This window comes from Affinirhizobium capsici, assembly GCF_977018625.1.
This window is the reverse complement of the sequence record NZ_CDRNXD010000004.1, coordinates 1,446,391-1,466,211: the sequence shown is the minus strand read 5'-3', so window position 1 is coordinate 1,466,211 and position 19,821 is coordinate 1,446,391. Positions and strand designations below refer to the sequence as shown.

Here is a 19,821-nt window from a genome sequence, read left to right as displayed (position 1 = left end):
GCCCTTTTTATGTTCGAGGTAAGTATCAGTTCGAGAACTGTTCGGCGAGAATACGATCGGACCAGGAGTGGTCGGGATCAGAGAGAATTTGCGCCGTTCGATCTCGCGACTGCTGAATTGTGACATGCAGGACGCTTTTTACCTCAGTATTGTCGGCGACTGCATTGACCGGGCGCTTGTCAGCTTCGAGGATGTCCAACTCAACCTTCACCTTGTTGGGCAAAAGTGCACCGCGCCAGCGGCGAGGGCGAAATGCACTGACAGGCGTCATGGCCAGCAGCGGAGCCTCCAGCGGCAGGATAGGACCATGCGCGGAAAGGTTATAGGCGGTTGAACCGGCGGGTGTTGCGATCATCAGGCCATCGCAGATCAATTCATCGAGACGAACATGCCCATCGATTGTGACCCGGATTTTGGCTGCTTGATAGGACTGGCGAAAGACGTAGACTTCATTGATTGCCAGCGCGACGGATGTGGTTCCATCCGCGTTGTGCGTCTTCATTTGTAGCGGATGAAAATCGTTCTCAACGGCTTTTTCGATTCGCTCATGCAGGCCTTCAACACGGTAGTCGTTCATCAAGAACCCGACAGACCCGCAATTCATCCCATAGATTCGTTTGCCGCTGTTAATGGTCTGATGCAGTGTCTGGAGCATGAAACCATCGCCACCCAATGCGATGATCACATCGGCCTCGGCGGGAGGGGCGTTGCCATAAATGCAGGTGAGCTCTTCGAAGGCAATCTGTGCTTCCGGAGCCGGTGAGGCTAAGAAGCCAAGTTTCTGCTGAGTTGAAGACATGCGGACCCCTCATGGATATTTGACTTCGTATAGGAAAAACAATGGACCCGACAAGCCTGCTGACCGCGTTCGACGTTTGTGAATTTTGAAAAAATCATGCTGGTTAAGACGACTTAGCTCTTTACAGTGGCCTCAGTTATATGTACTTGCACCGTCATTGCCCTTGTAGCTCAGTTGGTAGAGCACCTGATTTGTAATCAGGGGGTCGCGAGTTCGAACCTTGCCGGGGGCACCATCATTTCCATCAACTTAGAATGAAAATGCGCTTGAACGTTTTACAAGCGTTCCTGCAGGCGTTTTATAGCCTATGCGCCTATAGGTCAGTTGTGCGATATCTGTAGACGGCCTAAGTTGTTCGTTAGGTATGACTGACGGCGCAAGAGTGGTTCACCTTTTATGGTGTAACTAAGCATCGTCCGAGGCAGTTGGTGGGGAGCAGGAAATGACCCAGATAATGTCAGCGTTCGCTGTCTATTTCATTATTTGGTGGACGGTGCTTTTCATCGTTCTGCCGATAGGCCTTCGCACGCAGGCGGAGGAAAAGGACGTTGTTCTGGGAACTGTTGAGAGCGCACCCGCGAGATTTCAAGGCGGTAAGGTTGTTCTTCTCACCAGCGTTATTGCAGCACTGATTTACGCTGGATGGTTCGTATCATCCACCTATTTCGGCTTCAGCATGAATTCTCTGCCGCGCATCGTGCCGGACTTCGGCAGGACCTGACCGATAGCATTCGGCTGGTTGTAGTTGGGATGATCGGCGTTCCAAAGGTCAGATGCGCCAGCCGCCGTCCGCTGCTAGCGAGCATTAGACTGGCGTCCGGGCGTTAAAGCGCTTGGGCCAGGTGATTTCGATGAATGCGCTTCCGAACTTGAATGAAAGCCAAAAAAAAACAAGGCTGTGAAGCCTTGTTTAAAGTATCGCGTGATCTTCAACCGTTGCCGGGGCTGCGAGCGAGCGCGCCTAAGATCTGATCCTCCCAAGACTTGACCGCGAATGGCAGAAAATTGAACTCCCTGCCTCTTTTATGTGCCGAACCTAGCTCAAGCTTTGGGCTTTGTCACTACTCAATTTGACAGTTTTGACACACTTGCCCGATTTTTTTCATGAAATGCGGATAAGGTTTTAATTGTCATACTATTGGCACAATTAACGATGTGAGTGGCTTCAAATCACGAGCGGCTTCTGTGGTCTGTGCCTGTTTCCGAATGCTGGCGGGTTCCCTTGAACCCACTTAACCGCTATGTAGCCATCACCAAATAACCTCATCAAGATGCTGATTCTTGCCGACGGGCAAGCAGCCAAGAACACGGAAAACGCAATGCGTCTGTCCCGCTACTTCATGCCTATTCTGAAGGAAAATCCTAAGGAAGCGGAGATCGTTTCACACCGCCTTATGTTACGCGCGGGCATGATCCGCCAGCAAAGCCAAGGTATCTATTCCTGGTTGCCGCTTGGCAAGCGCGTTTTGGACAAAGTGAATGCGATCGTGCGGGAAGAGCAGAACCGCGCAGGTGCGGTAGAGCTTCTGATGCCTACGCTTCAATCGGCGGAGTTGTGGCAGGAAAGCGGCCGATACGATGCCTATGGCAAGGAAATGCTACGCATCAAGGATCGTCAGGACCGTCCCATGCTTTACGGGCCGACCAATGAAGAGATGATCACGGATATCTTCCGGTCCTACGTGAAATCTTACAAGAACCTGCCGCTCAATCTTTATCATATCCAGCTGAAGTTTCGCGATGAGATTCGTCCGCGCTTCGGCACTATGCGCTCGCGCGAGTTCCTCATGAAGGATGCCTACTCCTTCGACCTGACACGCGAAGATGCCATTCATTCCTACAATAAAATGTTCGTCGCCTATCTACGGACTTTTGCACGTCTCGGCGTTCGCGCGATTCCCATGCGCGCCGATACGGGTCCGATTGGCGGCAACCACAGCCATGAGTTCATCATTCTGGCGGATACGGGCGAGTCTGAAGTCTATTCTCATAAGAGCTTCATCGAGTTCGATATCCCTGGTGAGGATACTGATTTCGATGATGTTGCCGGCTTGCAGTCCATTTTCGACAAGTGGACCTCCGCTTACGCAGCGACCTCTGAAATGCATGATGAAGCCGCATTCAATGCGATTCCTGAAGGCGACCGGCTGTCTGCCCGTGGCATTGAGGTCGGGCATATTTTCTATTTCGGCACCAAATATTCCGAACCGATGGGTGCAAAGGTTCAAGGGCCAGATGGAAAAGAGCATCTTGTCCACATGGGTTCCTACGGTATTGGCCCAACGCGCCTTGTTCCCGCCATCATCGAAGCTTCGCATGACGAGAATGGAATCATTTGGCCCGCTTCGGTGGCACCGTTCGATTCGATGATCATAACCATGAAGGCGGGCGACGAAGCATGCGACCGCGTCTGTGATAGCCTCTATGCCGGTCTCACCAATGCCGGCCAGGATGTTCTTTACGACGACACGGACGATCGTGCTGGGACGAAGTTCGCAACCGCCGATCTGATCGGTGTTCCTGTGCAGTTGATCGTCGGCCCACGTTCTGCTGCAACGGGTGAGGTTGAGGTGAAGGATCGCAAGACTGGTGCGCGTGAAACCATGACGGTTGAAGCGGCACTTAATCGTTTGACCGCCTGAAACCTCAGTCGGTTCTCGCTGCAGTCAGGCAGTCACAGGAGAATTTATGGCCAAGGTCGCATCGGAAACGGCGGTTCAACAGCAGGAAGCCATTCCTTCCGCCGGAGCCTTTTCTGCCTTTGAACGCATGGTTGCCTGGCGCTACCTGCGCTCACGCCGCAAAGAAACTTTCATCTCCGTGATTGCCGGCTTCTCCTTCGTCGGCATCATGTTGGGTGTGGCGACACTCATCATTGTCATGGCTGTGATGAACGGGTTTCGCACGGAGCTGATCTCCCGCATTCTGGGTATCAACGGTCATATAATCGTTCAGCCGGTAGACCAGCCACTGACGGATTACGCTCAGCTTGCACAAAAGTTTTCCGCTGTGCCGGGTGTCACCATGGCCCTGCCTCTCGTTGAGGGTCAGACTTTGGCCTCTGGCAAACAGGGTGCCGGTTCTGGCGCTCTGGTGCGCGGTATTCGTACCGAAGATCTGGAGAAACTACATGAAGTTTCCTCCAACATCCGCTCTGGCGATATCACTGGTTTTGCGACAGGGGATGGGGTGCTGATCGGCTCGCGGCTAGCATCTTCCCTTGGTATAGGAGCGGGCGATCAGATCACTCTTGTTTCTCCTGAAGGTGACGTAACCCCCATGGGTGTTACGCCACGGGTGAAGGCCTACCGGGTCTCCGGCGTGTTCGAAATCGGCATGTCGGAATATGATGCATCAATGATCTACATGCCTCTTGCCGAGGCGCAGGCCTACTTCAATGCGGATGGATTGGTGCAGTCCATCGAGATTTATCTAAAGGATGCCGACAAGGTCGATGAGATGCGGCCATTGATCGAGCAGGCCGCTGGCCGCCAAATATTTCTGACTGATTGGCGGCAACGCAATCAGACTTTTTTCTCTGCCCTGCAAGTTGAGCGAAACGTCATGTTCATGATCTTGACGCTGATTGTTCTGGTCGCGGCACTCAATATCATTTCTGGCCTGATTATGCTGGTGAAGGACAAAGGCAGCGATATCGCGATCTTGAAAACCATGGGCGCGAGTTCCGGTGCCATTATGCGCATTTTCTTCATGACGGGGGCGGCGATCGGAATTGTCGGCACTTTCGCGGGCGTTCTGCTCGGGGTAATCGTCTGTTTGAATATCGAGTCGATCCGCGAGTTCTTCTCCTGGGTTTCGGGGACGGTGCTGTTTGATCCAGAGCTTTATTTCCTCAGTCAGCTGCCAGCGGAAATGAGCATCAGTGAGACAACCTCGGTTGTTGTCATGGCATTGGTTCTCTCCTTTCTCGCCACCATCTTCCCGGCTTGGAGAGCGTCACGGCTCGATCCGGTCCAGGCGCTTCGTTACGAATAGGATCGGCATCGGGTCATGGCACGCAAAACAGTATTGAAGCTCGCAAGCGTCGATCGGCACTACGGGCAGGCGGAAACTACGCTTTCCATTCTGAAATCAGCCGATTTCGAGCTACGGGCAGGCGAGATTGTCGCTCTGGTGGCGCCGTCCGGTACGGGGAAATCCACGCTGCTGCATTTGGCCGGTCTTCTGGAGCATCCCGATAGCGGAGAGATCTACATCAATGGTGAGGCTTGCGGCGGGTTGGGCGATGATCGTCGCACAGCAATCCGCCGGGGCGACATTGGTTTTGTCTACCAGTTCCACCATCTGCTGCCTGAATTCACGGCGCTCGAGAATATAATGATGCCGCAATTGATTGCGGGGCTACCCAAGAAGGAGGCGCGTGAGCGGGCCGCGCAGCTTCTTGATTATATGCGAATCGGCCATCGTGCTGATCATCGCCCGGCAGAATTGTCTGGTGGTGAACAGCAGCGCGTTGCCATCGCGCGAGCCGTCGCAAACGCGCCACTGGTCTTGCTGGCGGATGAACCCACCGGAAATCTTGATCCAGAAACTGCGTCTTATGTTTTCGACGCTCTGGAAGCTCTGGTCCGCCAGTCTGGCCTTGCTGCGCTGATTGCAACGCATAACCATGAATTGGCGAGCCGCATGGATCGCCGCGTGACGATTGAAGGCGGCAAGATTAAAGAATTCTAACGTATCAGGCCGGTTTATCTGCTCGAACGATCAGCAGAAAGGCTGCCAGATCACGCCATCTGCTCAAGCGTGGATAGGCAATGCATGCTTCCTCGTTTGGCATCGGTTCTTCGATTCTCGTGATCTTGAAGCCAGCCTTGCTCACTGAATTGAGAATATCGCTTAAAATGCGCGGGAAGCGAGGCACTGTGAAAGCTTCTGGTACGACCTTGTCCGGGTTATCGCCAAATTTCCATTTTTCAATGAAGCTGTCCGTTTGGAAATAATTCGCTACGCCAAGCCCGATTGTTTCGCCCGAAGGGCTCCTGATCCAGCTCAGCCCTGCGCTGATAAAACACGGATGAAGAATGCTAAAGGCGAGAAAACCACCGGGCTTTAATATTCGATAGGCTTCACGCATTGCACCAGGGAAATCCGGAGCGTCCATAAGTGCCATAGTCGACAGGACTGCATCAAATTTCGAATCGGCGATGCTCGGGCAACTGCTGAAAGATGCGCGTTGATAGCTGATACCAAGTGGCTCTGTTTGCTCATGACTCAGAGCCAAGTCCAGCATCCGAGGGGAAAGGTCGATTCCGGTCATGGCCGCGCCGCGCTTGGCAAACACGCGAGTATTACGACCTTCGCCACAGCCAAAATCGATAATCTTCAATCTGTTCAGATCGGGAAGAATGGCTAAAAATGCTGGAAGCGTGAAGTGGTCGCGATAGATGTCAAACCCGGCACGAACATCATGCGCCCATTGTTCCGCATTGCCATCCCAGTGCCGAGAAACAAGCTTTTCTGCGTCATTTGACATGTCTTAGCTCCAAAGTTTCAGAAGCAGTCATCTCGTGACCCACCATCTTCATATTCTGTTAAACTAAAATGTTCCGCTTTCGTTCTTTTCATTGACACCAGAACGTTAGCGGAACATAGTAGAAACATAACGGAAAAGGAGAGCGTTATGACTGACTTGATCCGAGACGTAGCAGCATTTGCATCTATCCTGACATTTCTCGCAAGCCTCAGCGTCATCATGCTTTCCTTCTGATTGAAGGCAGTTTTCGGTTGAAGGCTTTCGCTCTGGCTGGACTCTGTGGAGCGGAAGGCCGACAATTAGCAGATTGATGACTGCGAAGTGGCGAGTGGCATGGCGGATACAGGTGCATTGAAGACGGATGACGAAGTTTCGGCAGAAGTCACGCCGAAGTTTGTGCATCTGCGGGTGCATTCGGCTTACTCGCTGCTTGAAGGTGCGCTTCCGCTGAAGAAGATCCTTGCCAAGGCCTCTGGCGATGGCCAACCAGCTATCGCCATTACCGACACCAACAATCTGTTTGTGGCGCTCGAATTTTCGCAGAAGGCAATGGATGAAGGCATTCAACCCATCATCGGCTGCCAGATGTCCATCGATATGGAAGATCAAGGCGATGAAAAGCGTAACGGGCTGGCAAAGTTGCCCTCCCTTGTCTTACTCGCCGCCAACGACGCTGGCTACGAACGTTTGGTGGATCTTGTTAGTCGTGCCTATCTAGGCGGTGAGGGAAGTCAGGCAACACATATATGCATGTCGTGGTTGGAAGATGAGGGGGCTGAAGGCATTATTGCCTTGACCGGTTTCAGCTCTGGTCCCATCGATCCTTTACTCAAAGAAGGTCATTCTGCCCAAGCTGAGACGCGATTGCTGCGGCTGAAAGCTGTTTTCGGTGATCGGCTGTATGTAGAGCTGCAACGGCACGCAAATTATGACAAGCGGCACGAACGTAAGCTCATCGAACTGGCATATTCCCACGATATTCCTCTTGTTGCGACCAATGAGGCCTTCTTCCCATCCAAGAATGAGTATGATGCCCATGACGCTCTGATGGCCGTCGCGCACAATGCCATTGTCTCAGATGATACCCGTTTCCGCTTGACGCCAGACCATTGCCTCAAGAGCCGCGCTGAAATGGCGACGCTTTTTGCGGATCTACCGGAAGCGTTGGAGAACACGGTCGAGATTGCGCATCGCTGCTCATTCATCTTGAAGACGCGCAAGCCGATCCTGCCCCGTTTCACGGGCGCGACCGCAGATGCAGAAGAGGCAGAGCGCGCTGAGGCATCAGAATTGCGCCGTCAGTCGGTCGAGGGTCTGGAAAATCGTCTTGCAGAGCTTGGTATGGCGGAAGGCTATACCGAGCAGGATTACCGCGAGCGCCTTGATTTCGAGCTTTCCGTTATCGAGAGGATGAAATTTCCTGGCTACTTTCTGATCGTTTCGGACTTCATCAAATGGGCCAAGGTTCAGGACATCCCCGTTGGGCCTGGCCGTGGTTCCGGTGCGGGTTCGCTTGTGGCCTATGCGCTTACTATCACTGACGTCGACCCGCTTCGCTTCTCTCTGCTGTTCGAACGCTTTCTTAATCCCGAACGCGTTTCCATGCCCGACTTCGATATCGACTTTTGCCAGGACCGGCGCGAAGAAGTCATTCGCTATGTGCAGCAGAAATATGGTCGTGAGCAGGTTGCCCAGATCATAACCTTTGGTTCGCTTCAGGCGCGTGCTGCCTTGCGTGATGTGGGGCGCGTGCTGGAGATGCCCTATGGGCAGGTCGACAAGATCTGTAAGCTGGTGCCGAACAATCCGGCCAATCCGACACCTCTTTCAAAAGCAATCGAGGAAGAACCTCGTTTACAGGAAGAGGCAGAGAAGGAGCCTGTGGTTGCGCGGCTGCTCGACATAGCTCAGAAGATCGAGGGGCTTTATCGGCATGCCTCCACGCACGCTGCCGGTATCGTCATTGGTGACCGCCCGCTTTCCAAACTCGTTCCCATGTACCGCGATCCGCGTTCGGATATGCCGGTCACCCAGTTCAATATGAAATGGGTTGAGCAGGCTGGCTTGGTGAAATTCGACTTCCTTGGTTTGAAGACGCTGACGGTATTGAAGACTGCCGTGGATTTCGTCGCCAAACGTGGCATTCATGTTGATCTTGCCAAGATCCCGCTTGATGACCAAAAGACTTACGAAATGCTCTCGCGTGGCGAAACCATTGGCGTTTTCCAGGTGGAAAGTGTCGGTATGCGCAAGGCGCTTCTTGGCATGCGGCCAGATTGCATCGAGGACATTATCGCGCTTGTCGCACTCTATCGTCCCGGCCCGATGGAAAATATTCCGGTTTACAATGCCCGTAAACACGGCGAGGAAGAGATCGAGTCCATCCATCCCAAGATCGATTACCTGCTGAAGGAAACGCAAGGCGTCATCGTTTATCAGGAACAGGTTATGCAGATCGCGCAGGTCCTGTCCGGCTATTCGCTTGGGGAGGCCGATCTTCTACGCCGCGCCATGGGTAAGAAGATCAAGGAGGAAATGGATAAGCAGCGTGCCCGCTTCGTGGACGGTGCGGTGAAGAATGAGGTCTCCAAGCCGCAGGCAGATTTGATTTTCGACCTTCTGGCAAAGTTTGCCAATTACGGCTTCAACAAATCCCACGCCGCCGCCTATGCCATTGTCTCCTATCAGACGGCATATATGAAGGCGCATTATCCCGTCGAATTCCTTGCCGCCTCCATGACCTATGATATGGCGAACACGGAAAAGCTGAACGACTTTCGTCAGGATGCGTCTCGTCTTGGGATCAAAGTTGTTCCGCCATCGATCCAGACTTCATTTCGTATGTTTGAGACGGGAGAAAACTGCATCTTCTATTCGCTTGCAGCCATCAAAGGTGTTGGCGAGGCGGCAGTCGAGCACATTGTTGCTACTCGCGGCGATAAGCCCTTCGCCAGCCTCGAAGATTTCTGCTTGCGGATCGATCCGAAGCAAGTGAACCGGCGCGTGTTGGAAAGCCTGATCTTTGCTGGTGCTTTCGATTGTTTCGGCAAGGACCGAGCCGAACTGGTAACGGGGCTTGATCGAGTTATCGGCTATGCACAACGTGCTGCAGAAGGAAAGACTAGCGGCCAGAGCGATATGTTCGGTTCGTCTTCGGCTGCCGGTCCTGAGAGACTGATCCTGCCGAATTTTGATCCTTGGACTGCGTCTGAAAAGCTGATGCGCGAATACCAGGTGCTCGGTTTTTACCTTTCCGCTCACCCGCTTGATACCTATGCACAAGTTTTGGCGAAGATGCGTGTACAGAACTTTTCAGAGTTCTCTGCTGCGGTGAAGGCCGGTGCCGGTGCCGGTCGGCTGGCGGGTACAGTCACGTCACGGCAGGAGCGAAAGACACGGACTGGCAACAAGATGGGTATTGTCACCTTCTCGGATGCCACGGGGCAGTTTGAAGCCATTCTCTTTTCGGAAGCACTGAACCAGTACCGTGATCTTTTGGAGCCTGGAAAATCCTTGGTTATCACGGTTCAGGCAGATGAGCGGCCGGAAGGTATAGGGCTGCGTATTCAGACCGTGCAGTCGCTTGAGGAAATGTCAGTCCAGATGCAGAAGGCCCTTCGGGTCTACGTGCACGATTCCGGCCCGTTGAAGACTGTCGTGAAGCATCTCAATGCGCGTGGTGATGGCCTTGTTTCCTTTATCGTGGTGAAGGACGACGGCAAGCGAGAGATTGAAGTTGAGCTGACAGATCGCTACCGCATCTCGCCGGAAGTGGCTGCGGCCTTGAAATCCGCGCCCGGCGTGATCGATGTTGAGCTGGTGGTCTAGAAGCATTTTTGGAAAAAGTGGAAGCCAGTTTTTCCTTTGGAAATGCTTGAAAATCGCGAGAATATTGGCGTACTCAGGAGCTGCAAAGACGCTCTCAATGAAGCCGACACCTGAGGCGCGGTTGACATAATGCAAGACCGCCAATGATATGAGCTTGGCGGTCACTGATAGAGCGGCGGAGACTGACCCTAGCGCGTCAGCGTGATGAAATCCGTGCCCTTGGTTGTTTCATGGCTTGGGCCGTTATCGGTAATGGTCAGGGAACTCCCGGCGGAGATCATGCTTTCGATTTTCTCGCGCAAAGCATCTGACAGGGTCAGGCGCTCAAGGATGGCTGAATCTGCATTTGCAGCTGGTGTCGGATCGGCAGTGATGCCAAGACGCTTGCGCGTTGCCTCCGGCAGACGATTGGAAAGGGTGAGGCTTTTCCATTGGGCTTTGCCGGTTACTCGATCAATCTTTGTGAGCTGATAAAAGTGTGTGCCGAGTGATATTTCGGGTGATTTGATAGCCACTGGCTCAGAAAGAACCGGCTCGAAGCCCTGCCGTATCAGGATTTGACCAGCAGGTGCTGGTTCCCGGTCTGCGGAAGCGTAGAGTGCTTGCAACATCTGCTCGGTGACAAGCGGGCCTTTTGCAGGCAGCTCTTTCCATCGTTTAAAGCCCGCAATCGCAGAGCGGGTTGCTTCTCCCATAATGCCATCGGGCTTGCCAGCATCAAAGCCGAGGCCGGTCAGCATTTGCTGCACATCGCGAAGCAAATCCTGGTCGTCCCGGCGTGTTATCATGATCCTCAGGGGTTCTGGCGTGTCGATTTTTTTGGAAGCCAACGACGCCGATCCGGTAGAAATCGGCTGTGGTTTGCTTGGCATGTTCATCGCCACTTCCACCTGCGTCGTGCTCTCATGGCCCGTTGACGAGCGCAGCGGCACGTCCGAGAGAAGCTTACTGTTAGCCGTAGAATTCGCCGTTTGGAACAGGAAGGGATGATCGATTGCCGTAGGCTGAACATCGTCATCTGTAATGATGACATGTACGCCGCGACCGGTCATCTGGTAGAGTGAGCGAGCGAAAGCTGCCGGCAGACGCACGCATCCATGCGAAGCAGGATAGCTGGGAACGCTGTTCGATTCATGGAGCGCAATACCAGACCATGTAAGACGCTGCATCCATGGCATCGGTGCGTCTGAATAAATGTTAGACTTGTGGTATTTCCGTTTTTCCAGAATTGAAAAGATACCCGCCGGAGTGTCGTGGCCCACCTTGCCGGTTGAGACGCGTGAGGTCGCTATCTTTTCACCATCATCATAGACCGCTAGCGACTGCGTCGCTTTTGAGACAATGATCTGAAGCGTTCTGACATCAGTCTCAGCCAAAACAGGCGAGACCGATGCGGCAAGCAAGGCAAGCGCGGCCGCTGCAGATCTGAACATGGTAAACCTCATACGCAATACTGTTTCAGGAATGATATGCGTTGAAGTTTAACGAAGCTTGATGCGTGCCGCTGGGCCTGACATTTTAGCGTTTCAACTTTGCTTGATGATCGCCGTTGTAGTCACTGCGAGAAATGCGCCAGAAGGTGGCGCTCCACATCCTGCCAGTCACTTGCCTTGAGCACATCGGCCGATGGTGATGGTGCGAAGCTATGCATCTGCGTCTGCGGCATCAAATGCACAAGCAGGCATTCCGGCACATGCTCTGCAACCGAATGGTGATTGTGAGCCATGTCATCAAGGAAGGCCACTGGCAGATCGCGATTGCCATGCATGGAGCGGATCACCGGACCTTTGGGACTTTCGGTGGCTAGAAGCGGGAAGGTGAGATCGAGACTGTCGAGTAGGCGGCGGCGCATCTGCGTAAAGCGAGGGGGCATGGCTGTCAGAAACACAATATCAGCCTGCTCACCCACTCGTTTCAAAGCATGCACGGCATCGCCAAATGGCGTCTGCCATGCTTCCTGTGCGGCAAAGAAGTCGAGGATCAGCTGGCTGACCAGATCATCGGCCAGCGGCCTGTCATCAATTGTCGACAGAATGTTTCCGTGCAGACGATAAGAACGTTGAACTAGTTTGTGGCCAAGGCTGGATAGATAGCCTTCGAACGGAACGAGAAACTCCAGAACGACATCGTCCACATCGCAGACCAGCAGAGGCCGATCCGTCAAACGCACATGATCCAGATCCACGATTTGGCTCATCAAAATTCTCCCGAGTCCAGACCGGGGCCGGAGTAGTGGTGCCACGCGGCCATCACAGCCTCCGGTTTCCAGTTGGTTGCCTGGCAGAAGGCCATCAGGCTTGGCTCGTGAGACATGATGAAGTCAATCATTCCGGCCAAAAAGCCCGGATCTTTGATGGCGTCCCGCAGTTGAACAACTTGCAGACCCGAAAGCGCCAGAAACCGGCCCATCATTTCCGGCTCATCGGCCAGCCATTGCAGGACTGCGCCAGCCGTTTCCTCTGGAGCAGGCAGAGCGGAAGATTTTACAGGTTCGGTACGCATCGGACGACTGGTTACCTTTTCTTCAACCAAATCAGAATAATCTCCGGCCAACCGAGATGATGGAATCGGCCATGTGGAGGCTTATATCTCATATAGGCTGACAGTACGGCATGTAAGGATAAAGCTATGCCCAAGCGGGTCATGATTGTCGAAGATAACGAGCTAAACATGAAGCTCTTCCGCGATCTGATCGAGGCGTCGGGCTATGAAACTATCCAGACCCGCAATGGGATGGAAGCTTTGGACCTTGCACGCAAGCATCGCCCCGATCTTATCTTGATGGATATTCAATTGCCTGAGGTTTCAGGGCTCGAGGTCACCAAATGGCTGAAGGAAGACGATGAGCTTCATGTCATTCCGGTCGTGGCTGTCACTGCCTTTGCTATGAAAGGCGACGAGGAACGTATCCGCCAGGGCGGCTGCGAGGCCTATGTCTCCAAACCTATTTCAGTGCCTAAATTTCTCGAAACAATTAAAACTTACCTGGGAGACGCTTAAGGCGTTTGATCCGAATGACAGCGCGAATTCTGGTTGTTGACGACATTCCCGCGAATGTGAAGCTTCTGGAGGCGCGTCTTCTGGCGGAATATTTCGATGTGCTAACGGCTGACAACGGCTTCAAGGCCCTGGAAGTGGTTGAAGGCAACCACGTCGATCTCATTCTCCTCGATGTGATGATGCCCGGCATGGATGGATTTGAAGTCTGCGAAAGGCTGAAATCAAACCCGAAGACCATGCATATTCCCGTGGTTATGGTGACGGCGCTTGATCAGCCCACAGACCGGGTGAGGGGCTTAAAGGCAGGCGCAGATGATTTCCTGACGAAGCCAGTGAACGATCTCCAGCTCGTTTCTCGGGTCAAAAGTCTCGTGAGATTGAAAACGCTGAGCGACGAGTTGCGAATTCGCGCAGATACTGCACGCACAATCGGACTCGAAGATCTCGCTAAAATCGACAGCTTCGAAACGGCGGGACAAGTCTTGCTCGTAGATGGTCGAGGAAGCTCCCAGGAGCGGATCATCAAGGGATTGAAGCCAGTGGCAGAAGTGGTTTCCATATCCGATCCACAAGCTGCACTTTTTGAAGCGGCGGAAAACCCGTTCGATCTGGTTATCATCAACGATAATATAGAAGATTATGATCCTCTTCGGCTTTGCGCGCAATTGCGCCTTCTGGAGAGGACCCGGCTTCTGCCTTTGCTCCTGATCACCGACGGCGGACATGAGGACATGATCGTTCGCGCGCTTGATCTTGGCGTCAACGATTACCTGATGCGTCCGGTGGATCCGAACGAATTGGTGGCGCGAACGCTCACACAGATCAAGCGGAAGCGCTATAACGACAAATTGCGCTCCAGTGTCCACCAGACAATCGAACTTGCGGTCACAGATGGACTGACGGGGCTCCATAACCGCCGGTATTTGGACAGTCATCTGAAGACGCTATTCAACAGAGCGGCAGCGCGCAGCCGCCCGCTTTCGGTTTGCATCACGGATATCGACCGATTTAAAAGCGTCAATGACACTCACGGGCACGATGTGGGGGATGAAGTGCTGCGGGAATTCGCACGTCGCATTCGCTCGACTGTCCGAGGAGCAGACCTTGCCTGTCGCTACGGCGGAGAAGAGTTCGTCGTGGTGATGCCGGATACAGATGCTGCCTCAGCCGCATCCATCGCGGAACGTTTGAGAGGTATGATAGAGGCTGTACCGTTTGTGTTACCGGGTGGCGCTCAACTGCATATCACGGCTTCGATTGGCATTGCTTCATTCTGTGCGGGTACTGATACCCCTGAGCAGCTTCTTAAAAGTGCAGACAAGGCGCTATATCAGGCAAAAAACAGTGGACGAAACCGCGTCGTCGCATCAGCCGCGTGATTGCAAATAACGGTATAGAACTACCCTTTTCGAACAAGTGTCGGAATGATCACTGCGTTGCCATAGCTTCGAACTGTTCAAAACTAGGTGATATTCGTGGTCCACTGTCTAGTCTGCTCATACAGGACAGTGTGTCGTGTTTTTCGAAATAAATATTCCCCTATGATCATACAATTTTGAAGAGTTTTAACTTTATTTTTTGACAAACTTAGTTAGGCTTATAGTTGTAAATTCAAGCAGTGCTTTTTCAGGGGTCAAAACTCAGGTTTTAACCATGTCGCGCGGCATTTTGGCTGCTGGTTAAGATTGGGTTGATTTCTTTGCGCTTTTACGCGATTTTGCCTTCAGCGGAATATGTTCCTGACAGGAACTGCAATACCCCATGATGCTCAGGTCCGCCGCATCTCCTGGGTCGTGGGGTCGGTCGGTCGGCATGCTTCATCAGTGGTTCCTCGTGCCGCTTTGCATGCTGACCGGCCCCCAATTCTCCCACCAAAAATATCTTGTTTGAGGCCTTGCTACAGCCGGCCCAGAGAATGTGCGTTAAAACAGGCCACGCCAACTTGCTTTGCGCTTTGTGCACGGCGTGTTTCATCAACAGCCGGCCTTGTCCAACCGCAGACATAAAAAAAGCGCGGGCCATTGGCACCGCGCCTTTTTTGAGATCGGAAGATCAATTACTTGATCTTCGTTTCCTTGAACTCGACATGCTTTCTAGCGATCGGGTCGTACTTGGTCTTTGTCATCTTGTCCGTCATCGTACGGCTGTTCTTCGTCGTGACGTAGAAGAAACCGGTATCGGCCGTCGACAGCAGCTTGATCTTGATGGTCGTAGCTTTCGCCATGGTCTTCCTGCCTCTAATAAAAATCAAGCCGCGGATGCCTGAGGGCTGTCCACGGCGAAATCTGGCGCGAAACTACAAATCGCGCCCGAAAAGTCAAGTCCGATCTCGACTCAAAACCGTTCGAACAATGAATATCACCACATATAGGGCAAAGAATCCCGCCAAAGCCCATGCGAAGCCATCCGTACCGGTGAAATCGATGGAGACGCCGATAGCCTGTGGGCCTGCCACCGTGCCAACTGCATAGCAGAAAACGAAAGCAGCATTAGCTGCTGCCAAATCAGATCCCTTGAGTCGCGAACCGAGATGGGCAAGCCCCACCGTGTAGAGACCCGATACGCAGCCACCCCAGACCAGCAGCAGTGCTGCCATAAGCCACCAGTGGTGAACAAGGTAGGGAAGGGCCAGAGCACCTGCAAGGCCAGCCACGGCCATCAAGAACAGCATGGGGCGGCGATCCTTCAGCTTGTCGGAAATCATGCCGAACGGGATCTGGAAAACCATGTTGCCGATTCCCATAACCGTCAGCAATTGTGCGGCATGACCTTCTTCGAGACCGGAACGGCTTGCGTAAATGGGGAAGAGCGAGAGGCCGCCCACTTCTACAGCACCAAATACGAAGACAGCAGCGGTAGCCATCGGAACGAGCAGGATATAGCGCAGGAAATGCTTCTGCGGTTTTTCATCAAGAACCGGATTTTCATTGCGGGCGATGTAGATCGGGACGAAAGCCAGCATGATCGCGCAGGCACCAACCGCAAATGGAAGCAGGCCCTCGCTGCCGATTTTGGAAAAGATTAGCGGCCCGATCGCAAAGCCGACGGCAAGAACCGTTGCATAAATGCCAAGTACGAGTCCTCGCCTGCGGGGAGGAGCGGCGGCATTGATCCAGAATTCAGAGAGAATGAAGAGGGTCGTTGTCGCACCGTGAAAGGCAATGCGCAAAGGAAACCACATCCAGAAGTGGGTGGCATAATAAAAGCCGAGTGCGCTGATCGCTGCAAGCACAACGGCCCAAAGCATAGTGCGCGCTACGCCGAAGCTGTGCGCCAGTTTGGTCGTGATAGGCGCCGCTATCATTGCAGCGAGGCCCGCCATGGCGGAGTTCAGGCCAATGAGTGTGGACGAAATGCCGCGCTTGTCGAGAATGACGCTCAGCAACGGCAGGCCGAGGCCGATTGCGATGCCAACTGCACTGATGGCGGAAATAGCAGCGACCAATGAGGGCCAATGAATTTCTTCGGGAAAGCCGTATGCGCCATCATCCGTGTGAGACATTCGACGATCCTTTGAGTGCGAATCCATATGTAAGCCGTTTGCGCTGTTTCTGACATCATCCGAGAGCCGCAGTGGGTATAGTTCGCAAATGCGCGCTGGTGAAGCGGCATCGGCAAAAAGATAAGCCACAGGGAGTTCAGTACTCTTCATGCCCCTGTAGAGGCCGCCGATGACGGGTTCGTGTCATTCAGGCTGAGGAGTTCTGACCTGCGGCTGTTTGGCAGGAGAATGTGGCAAACAGCAGATCATCCTGGCCGAGAGATTATTGTGGTGGAAGATCAGCAGATTGGAAGCAGGAACGGCGAAAGCCCCGGCTCTTGCGAACCAGGGCGGTGCCATCAGCAGCAGAATTTTGACAATCAGGCTGCCTGTGCCAGCTCGTCCGCAATTACGGTATCGAGGTTGAGGAAGCAGACCATGGTCTTTTCAAGAGCCACGATGCCACGGCAGAAGGCGCGCTGTGCTTCCGGAATAATTTCCGGTGCGGACTGCAGATCTTCCGAACGAATGGTCATCATGTCGGAAACCTGCTCCACGAGGAGGCCAACAAGCTTGCCAGCGATATCTGTGACGATGATTGCTGCACGTTCCGAAGGTTCAGTCATCTTCATGCCGAGGCGGCAGGCCATGTCGATGACCGGGATCACGGCACCACGAAGGTTGATGAGCCCCAGAACATATGGCGGCGTATGCGGCATTGGAGTGACCGGAGCCCAGCCGCGAATTTCGCGGATTGCCATGATGTCAATGCAGAACTCCTGGTCGCCCAGATGGAAGGATACAATTTCGAGGTAGGCGCCGGACTGTTTGATGGCGTTCGACATGTTAGAATTCTTCCCATTTCTCTCTTGTGTCAGACGCGATGGCTCTCGCGGCCGAGCTGCTGGTGGTGATGGCACTTGCAACCCGGTTCATCAGGCTGCGAGCGGGAGATGATCTATGGATCGGGGCTGCATCCCGCGCTTGCATGCTAGCGGGACGACTGCCTTCAACACGAAACTGGCGCATCAAGCGGCTGAGGGTTTCGGCATCGGATGCCAGTGTGTGGCTCGATGCGTTGGTTTCCTCAACCATTGCTGCGTTTTGCTGCGTCGTCTGGTCCATTTGGCCTATGGCGGAATTGATTTCCGATAGTCCCGTGAATTGTTCGCGCGCCGAGGTTACGATTGCGCTAACGTCGTCATTAATTCTTAGAACATCGTCACCAATTCGATGAAGAGCGTCACCTGTGGCCCTCACAAGCTCCACACCTGTGTGCACTTCTGTGCTGGAACGCGTCACCAGCGCCTTGATGTCCTTGGCGGCCCCCGCAGCGCGGCCAGCAAGTTCACGAACCTCCTGAGCAACGACGGCAAAGCCCTTGCCTGCTTCTCCGGCACGCGCCGCCTCAACGCCAGCGTTAAGCGCAAGCAGGTTTGTCTGGAAGGCGATTTCATCGACAACGTTGATGATCTTTCCGATCTCGCCTGTGGCTTGCTCAATGCGCTCCATTGCAGCCATCGCATCGTTCACCACCTGAGATGAGCTTTCAGCGAAGTCCTTGGCGTTGCTGACCATCTTGCTTGCTCCCTCCGCGCGCTCGGTCGCCGTGCGAACGGTGCGGGTGATCTGCTCCAGTGCCGCAGAGGTTTCTTCCAGTGAAGCGGCCTGCTGTTCGGTGCGTTTGGCCAGATCATCTGCCGCGGAACGCATTTGCTGGGAGTTGGCCTGAATTGAAGATGAGCTTTGATTGATTTCCTGCATGACGGTGCGAAGCTGCTCCGTCAGGCGGTTGAAGTCAGCTCGAATCGGCTCGAGATCGGATCGGAAGGGTTGGGTCAGTTCAACACTCAGATCACCGTCGCGCAACCTCGTAAGGCCTTCGGCCAGCGATTGAGTTGCAAAGCGGATAGCGTCAGAATCGGCCTGCTGGCTCGCCAGTCGTTCTCGCCCTTCAACTTCCATGCGGTCGCGGTCGATGGCGCTCTGTTGTTCCAATCGCATCTTTTCAAGCGATGCCAAGCGGAAGCGCTCCGTGCTGCGAGCCATGGAGGCAAGTTCATCACGACCCTCAGTGCCTTGAACCGGCGTATCACAGTCTCCGTCAGCAATACGCCGCATGCTGCTGGCGATTCCGGACAGAGCGCGCCGGATGGCATTGCCCTGCGTAAACTGAAGCAGGCCGACGAGCGCCATGGCCAAGCTGCCGCAGAGTAACTGTATCAGAAAACTTTCCGACGCCTTGTTCTCGGCCTCCTGGATCTTTAAGTCAGCCAGTTTTTTTCCTTCATCGGAAAGCTGGCCGACCATCTCCGTCAACTTGTCACCGCTTTCATCAATGACATCGTCGATTTTTGAAAAATCCTCTTCTGGTGCCCGGTTGACGACAAGTTGCGGCAATTCAACTCCAACCTGGCGTCCCATGTCACCGGCGAGCTTCGTGTAATTTTTCGCAAGTTCCGGCATATTGATGGCGGCGGCAAGTTCGGAAACATCCTTGGATGATGCTTGCAGCAACGCAGCAGTTTCCTTCATCTTTTGAAGACGTTCCGGGTGAACAACGCCTTCATCTCTATCGATGATGGTGTCCATTGCCGCCAAAGCCAATTCGAGCGAAGCTGAATGAAGGGTATCTGCCTTACTCGCGAGCTCACGCACCTTGGATGCAGTGTCGAGACTGCGCTGGGCCAACGACTGTTCGTACCAGCCAACACCGATGACCGAGCCCATGCCGATAAATGCCGCGATACCTAGCGTCAACAATCTCTGGTTGACTGTTATTCCCTGCTTACCTGCTGGATTCACCATCGTGTCAACCGATCTCCGTATAATGTATGATTGGCTCTTATCGGCAAGGCTGATATGATCAGTGCGGCTGTCTCGCAGGCCAAGAGAATCGATGACCCGTTCTGCTCTAGATAAAAATGGCAGCAACGCGTTAATCATTCGCTAAATGTAAACTTGCTCATACTGCTAAAAATTACTCATGATTACTTCGACAAAAGCTGAAAATGCCGCTTCTTCAAAGCTTGGTCGTTTGGCGGCTTTGCTGGGGGTAACGCTTTGCCTTTCACTGCTCGCACTCGGTCTCTACGGATGGGTTATCAACGGATCGGCCATATTTCTGGCAATGGCCGATAGTCTCGCCGCGTGGTGCATGTAGCCTGAGACAAAATCGCGCGACATGTACGCAGAGATAAGAGAATCCATTGCGAGGTC

The 19,821-nt window shown here is 53.5% G+C and carries 17 protein-coding genes and 1 tRNA gene; 9 read left to right on the top strand and 9 right to left on the bottom strand.

Annotation, left to right across the window (positions count from 1 at the left end; translation table 11 throughout):
- Positions 1 to 25: 25 nt before the first annotated feature.
- Positions 26 to 799 carry an NAD kinase gene (locus tag AC0JZ1_RS10460; protein WP_471882308.1) on the bottom strand — a complete coding sequence of 258 codons (774 nt, stop codon included), beginning with the start codon at positions 797 to 799 and terminating at the stop codon, positions 26 to 28.
- Positions 800 to 958: 159 nt separating this feature from the next.
- On the opposite strand from AC0JZ1_RS10460, the gene AC0JZ1_RS10455 reads away from it, so the two are divergent.
- From AC0JZ1_RS10455 to AC0JZ1_RS10435, 5 genes are all read left to right on the top strand, one after another.
- Positions 959 to 1,034 (top strand) — tRNA-Thr (locus tag AC0JZ1_RS10455).
- Between the two features lie 207 nt (positions 1,035 to 1,241).
- On the top strand, positions 1,242 to 1,520 hold the full coding sequence (locus AC0JZ1_RS10450) for a DUF1467 family protein (RefSeq protein WP_471882307.1): 279 nt from the start codon (positions 1,242 to 1,244) through the stop codon (positions 1,518 to 1,520).
- Positions 1,521 to 2,118: 598 nt separating this feature from the next.
- Positions 2,119 to 3,441 (top strand): proline--tRNA ligase, encoded by a 1,323-nt coding sequence (gene proS, locus AC0JZ1_RS10445; RefSeq protein WP_471882306.1) that lies wholly within the window; start codon positions 2,119 to 2,121, stop codon positions 3,439 to 3,441.
- 46 nt (positions 3,442 to 3,487) lie between these two features.
- The gene (locus tag AC0JZ1_RS10440) at positions 3,488 to 4,795 is read left to right on the top strand and encodes a lipoprotein-releasing ABC transporter permease subunit (protein ID WP_471882305.1); all 1,308 of its coding nucleotides are present in this window, start codon (positions 3,488 to 3,490) and stop codon (positions 4,793 to 4,795) included.
- A gap of 15 nt (positions 4,796 to 4,810) precedes the next feature.
- Positions 4,811 to 5,494 (top strand): ABC transporter ATP-binding protein, encoded by a 684-nt coding sequence (locus AC0JZ1_RS10435; protein ID WP_471882304.1) that lies wholly within the window; start codon positions 4,811 to 4,813, stop codon positions 5,492 to 5,494.
- Between the two features lie 4 nt (positions 5,495 to 5,498).
- Here the strand turns inward: AC0JZ1_RS10435 and AC0JZ1_RS10430 are convergent, their stop codons facing one another.
- Complete coding sequence (locus AC0JZ1_RS10430) at positions 5,499 to 6,293, bottom strand: class I SAM-dependent methyltransferase (RefSeq protein WP_471882303.1); 795 nt, start codon at positions 6,291 to 6,293, stop codon at positions 5,499 to 5,501.
- Between the two features lie 333 nt (positions 6,294 to 6,626).
- On the opposite strand from AC0JZ1_RS10430, the gene dnaE reads away from it, so the two are divergent.
- Complete coding sequence (gene dnaE / locus AC0JZ1_RS10425) at positions 6,627 to 10,121, top strand: DNA polymerase III subunit alpha (protein ID WP_471882302.1); 3,495 nt, start codon at positions 6,627 to 6,629, stop codon at positions 10,119 to 10,121.
- A gap of 188 nt (positions 10,122 to 10,309) precedes the next feature.
- Here dnaE and AC0JZ1_RS10420 read toward each other — a convergent pair whose 3' ends face one another.
- The 3 genes from AC0JZ1_RS10420 to AC0JZ1_RS10410 form a co-directional block, all read right to left on the bottom strand.
- Positions 10,310 to 11,554: a L,D-transpeptidase family protein gene (locus tag AC0JZ1_RS10420; protein ID WP_471882301.1), complete on the bottom strand. Its 1,245-nt coding sequence runs from the start codon at positions 11,552 to 11,554 to the stop codon at positions 10,310 to 10,312.
- A 122-nt stretch (positions 11,555 to 11,676) separates the two neighbouring features.
- The gene (locus AC0JZ1_RS10415; protein ID WP_471882300.1) at positions 11,677 to 12,318 is read right to left on the bottom strand and encodes a hypothetical protein; all 642 of its coding nucleotides are present in this window, start codon (positions 12,316 to 12,318) and stop codon (positions 11,677 to 11,679) included.
- Positions 12,318 to 12,623, bottom strand: a complete 306-nt coding sequence (locus AC0JZ1_RS10410; RefSeq protein ID WP_471882299.1) for a DUF3572 domain-containing protein — start codon at positions 12,621 to 12,623, stop codon at positions 12,318 to 12,320. The genes AC0JZ1_RS10415 and AC0JZ1_RS10410 overlap by 1 nt, the downstream gene beginning before the upstream one ends.
- A 126-nt stretch (positions 12,624 to 12,749) precedes the next feature.
- Between AC0JZ1_RS10410 and AC0JZ1_RS10405 the strand changes: the two genes are divergently transcribed.
- Both AC0JZ1_RS10405 and AC0JZ1_RS10400 read left to right on the top strand, forming a co-directional pair.
- Entirely contained in the window at positions 12,750 to 13,121 is a 372-nt protein-coding gene (locus tag AC0JZ1_RS10405) for a response regulator (protein ID WP_377394788.1), read from the top strand.
- A 14-nt stretch (positions 13,122 to 13,135) separates the two neighbouring features.
- Entirely contained in the window at positions 13,136 to 14,500 is a 1,365-nt protein-coding gene (locus tag AC0JZ1_RS10400) for a PleD family two-component system response regulator (RefSeq protein ID WP_471882298.1), read from the top strand.
- Between the two features lie 677 nt (positions 14,501 to 15,177).
- Here the strand turns inward: AC0JZ1_RS10400 and rpmG are convergent.
- The 4 genes from rpmG to AC0JZ1_RS10380 form a co-directional block, all read right to left on the bottom strand.
- Complete coding sequence (rpmG, locus tag AC0JZ1_RS10395; RefSeq protein WP_015915679.1) at positions 15,178 to 15,345, bottom strand: 50S ribosomal protein L33; 168 nt, start codon at positions 15,343 to 15,345, stop codon at positions 15,178 to 15,180.
- Between the two features lie 93 nt (positions 15,346 to 15,438).
- Positions 15,439 to 16,623, bottom strand: coding sequence for an MFS transporter (locus AC0JZ1_RS10390; RefSeq protein WP_471882297.1), 1,185 nt, complete (start codon positions 16,621 to 16,623; stop codon positions 15,439 to 15,441).
- Positions 16,624 to 16,982: 359 nt separating this feature from the next.
- Positions 16,983 to 17,447, bottom strand: coding sequence for a chemotaxis protein CheW (locus tag AC0JZ1_RS10385; RefSeq protein WP_377394797.1), 465 nt, complete (start codon positions 17,445 to 17,447; stop codon positions 16,983 to 16,985).
- 1 nt (position 17,448) lies between these two features.
- The gene (locus AC0JZ1_RS10380) at positions 17,449 to 19,410 is read right to left on the bottom strand and encodes a methyl-accepting chemotaxis protein (protein WP_471882296.1); all 1,962 of its coding nucleotides are present in this window, start codon (positions 19,408 to 19,410) and stop codon (positions 17,449 to 17,451) included.
- A 178-nt stretch (positions 19,411 to 19,588) separates the two neighbouring features.
- Between AC0JZ1_RS10380 and AC0JZ1_RS10375 the strand changes: the two genes are divergently transcribed.
- A complete protein-coding gene (locus AC0JZ1_RS10375) occupies positions 19,589 to 19,765 on the top strand; it encodes a hypothetical protein (RefSeq protein WP_471882295.1) in 177 nt (58 codons plus the stop codon).
- Positions 19,766 to 19,821 lie beyond the last annotated feature (56 nt).

Coding starts and splice junctions, on each gene's coding strand:
- AC0JZ1_RS10460 (WP_471882308.1), bottom strand. CDS start 799: ATGTCTTCAACTCAGCAGAAACTTGGCTTCTTAGCCTCACCGGCTCCG.
- AC0JZ1_RS10450 (WP_471882307.1), top strand. CDS start 1,242: ATGACCCAGATAATGTCAGCGTTCGCTGTCTATTTCATTATTTGGTGG.
- proS (WP_471882306.1), top strand. CDS start 2,119: ATGCGTCTGTCCCGCTACTTCATGCCTATTCTGAAGGAAAATCCTAAG.
- AC0JZ1_RS10440 (WP_471882305.1), top strand. CDS start 3,488: ATGGCCAAGGTCGCATCGGAAACGGCGGTTCAACAGCAGGAAGCCATT.
- AC0JZ1_RS10435 (WP_471882304.1), top strand. CDS start 4,811: ATGGCACGCAAAACAGTATTGAAGCTCGCAAGCGTCGATCGGCACTAC.
- AC0JZ1_RS10430 (WP_471882303.1), bottom strand. CDS start 6,293: ATGTCAAATGACGCAGAAAAGCTTGTTTCTCGGCACTGGGATGGCAAT.
- dnaE (WP_471882302.1), top strand. CDS start 6,627: ATGGCGGATACAGGTGCATTGAAGACGGATGACGAAGTTTCGGCAGAA.
- AC0JZ1_RS10420 (WP_471882301.1), bottom strand. CDS start 11,554: ATGTTCAGATCTGCAGCGGCCGCGCTTGCCTTGCTTGCCGCATCGGTC.
- AC0JZ1_RS10415 (WP_471882300.1), bottom strand. CDS start 12,318: ATGAGCCAAATCGTGGATCTGGATCATGTGCGTTTGACGGATCGGCCT.
- AC0JZ1_RS10410 (WP_471882299.1), bottom strand. CDS start 12,623: ATGCGTACCGAACCTGTAAAATCTTCCGCTCTGCCTGCTCCAGAGGAA.
- AC0JZ1_RS10405 (WP_377394788.1), top strand. CDS start 12,750: ATGCCCAAGCGGGTCATGATTGTCGAAGATAACGAGCTAAACATGAAG.
- AC0JZ1_RS10400 (WP_471882298.1), top strand. CDS start 13,136: ATGACAGCGCGAATTCTGGTTGTTGACGACATTCCCGCGAATGTGAAG.
- rpmG (WP_015915679.1), bottom strand. CDS start 15,345: ATGGCGAAAGCTACGACCATCAAGATCAAGCTGCTGTCGACGGCCGAT.
- AC0JZ1_RS10390 (WP_471882297.1), bottom strand. CDS start 16,623: ATGTCTCACACGGATGATGGCGCATACGGCTTTCCCGAAGAAATTCAT.
- AC0JZ1_RS10385 (WP_377394797.1), bottom strand. CDS start 17,447: ATGTCGAACGCCATCAAACAGTCCGGCGCCTACCTCGAAATTGTATCC.
- AC0JZ1_RS10380 (WP_471882296.1), bottom strand. CDS start 19,410: ATGGTGAATCCAGCAGGTAAGCAGGGAATAACAGTCAACCAGAGATTG.
- AC0JZ1_RS10375 (WP_471882295.1), top strand. CDS start 19,589: ATGATTACTTCGACAAAAGCTGAAAATGCCGCTTCTTCAAAGCTTGGT.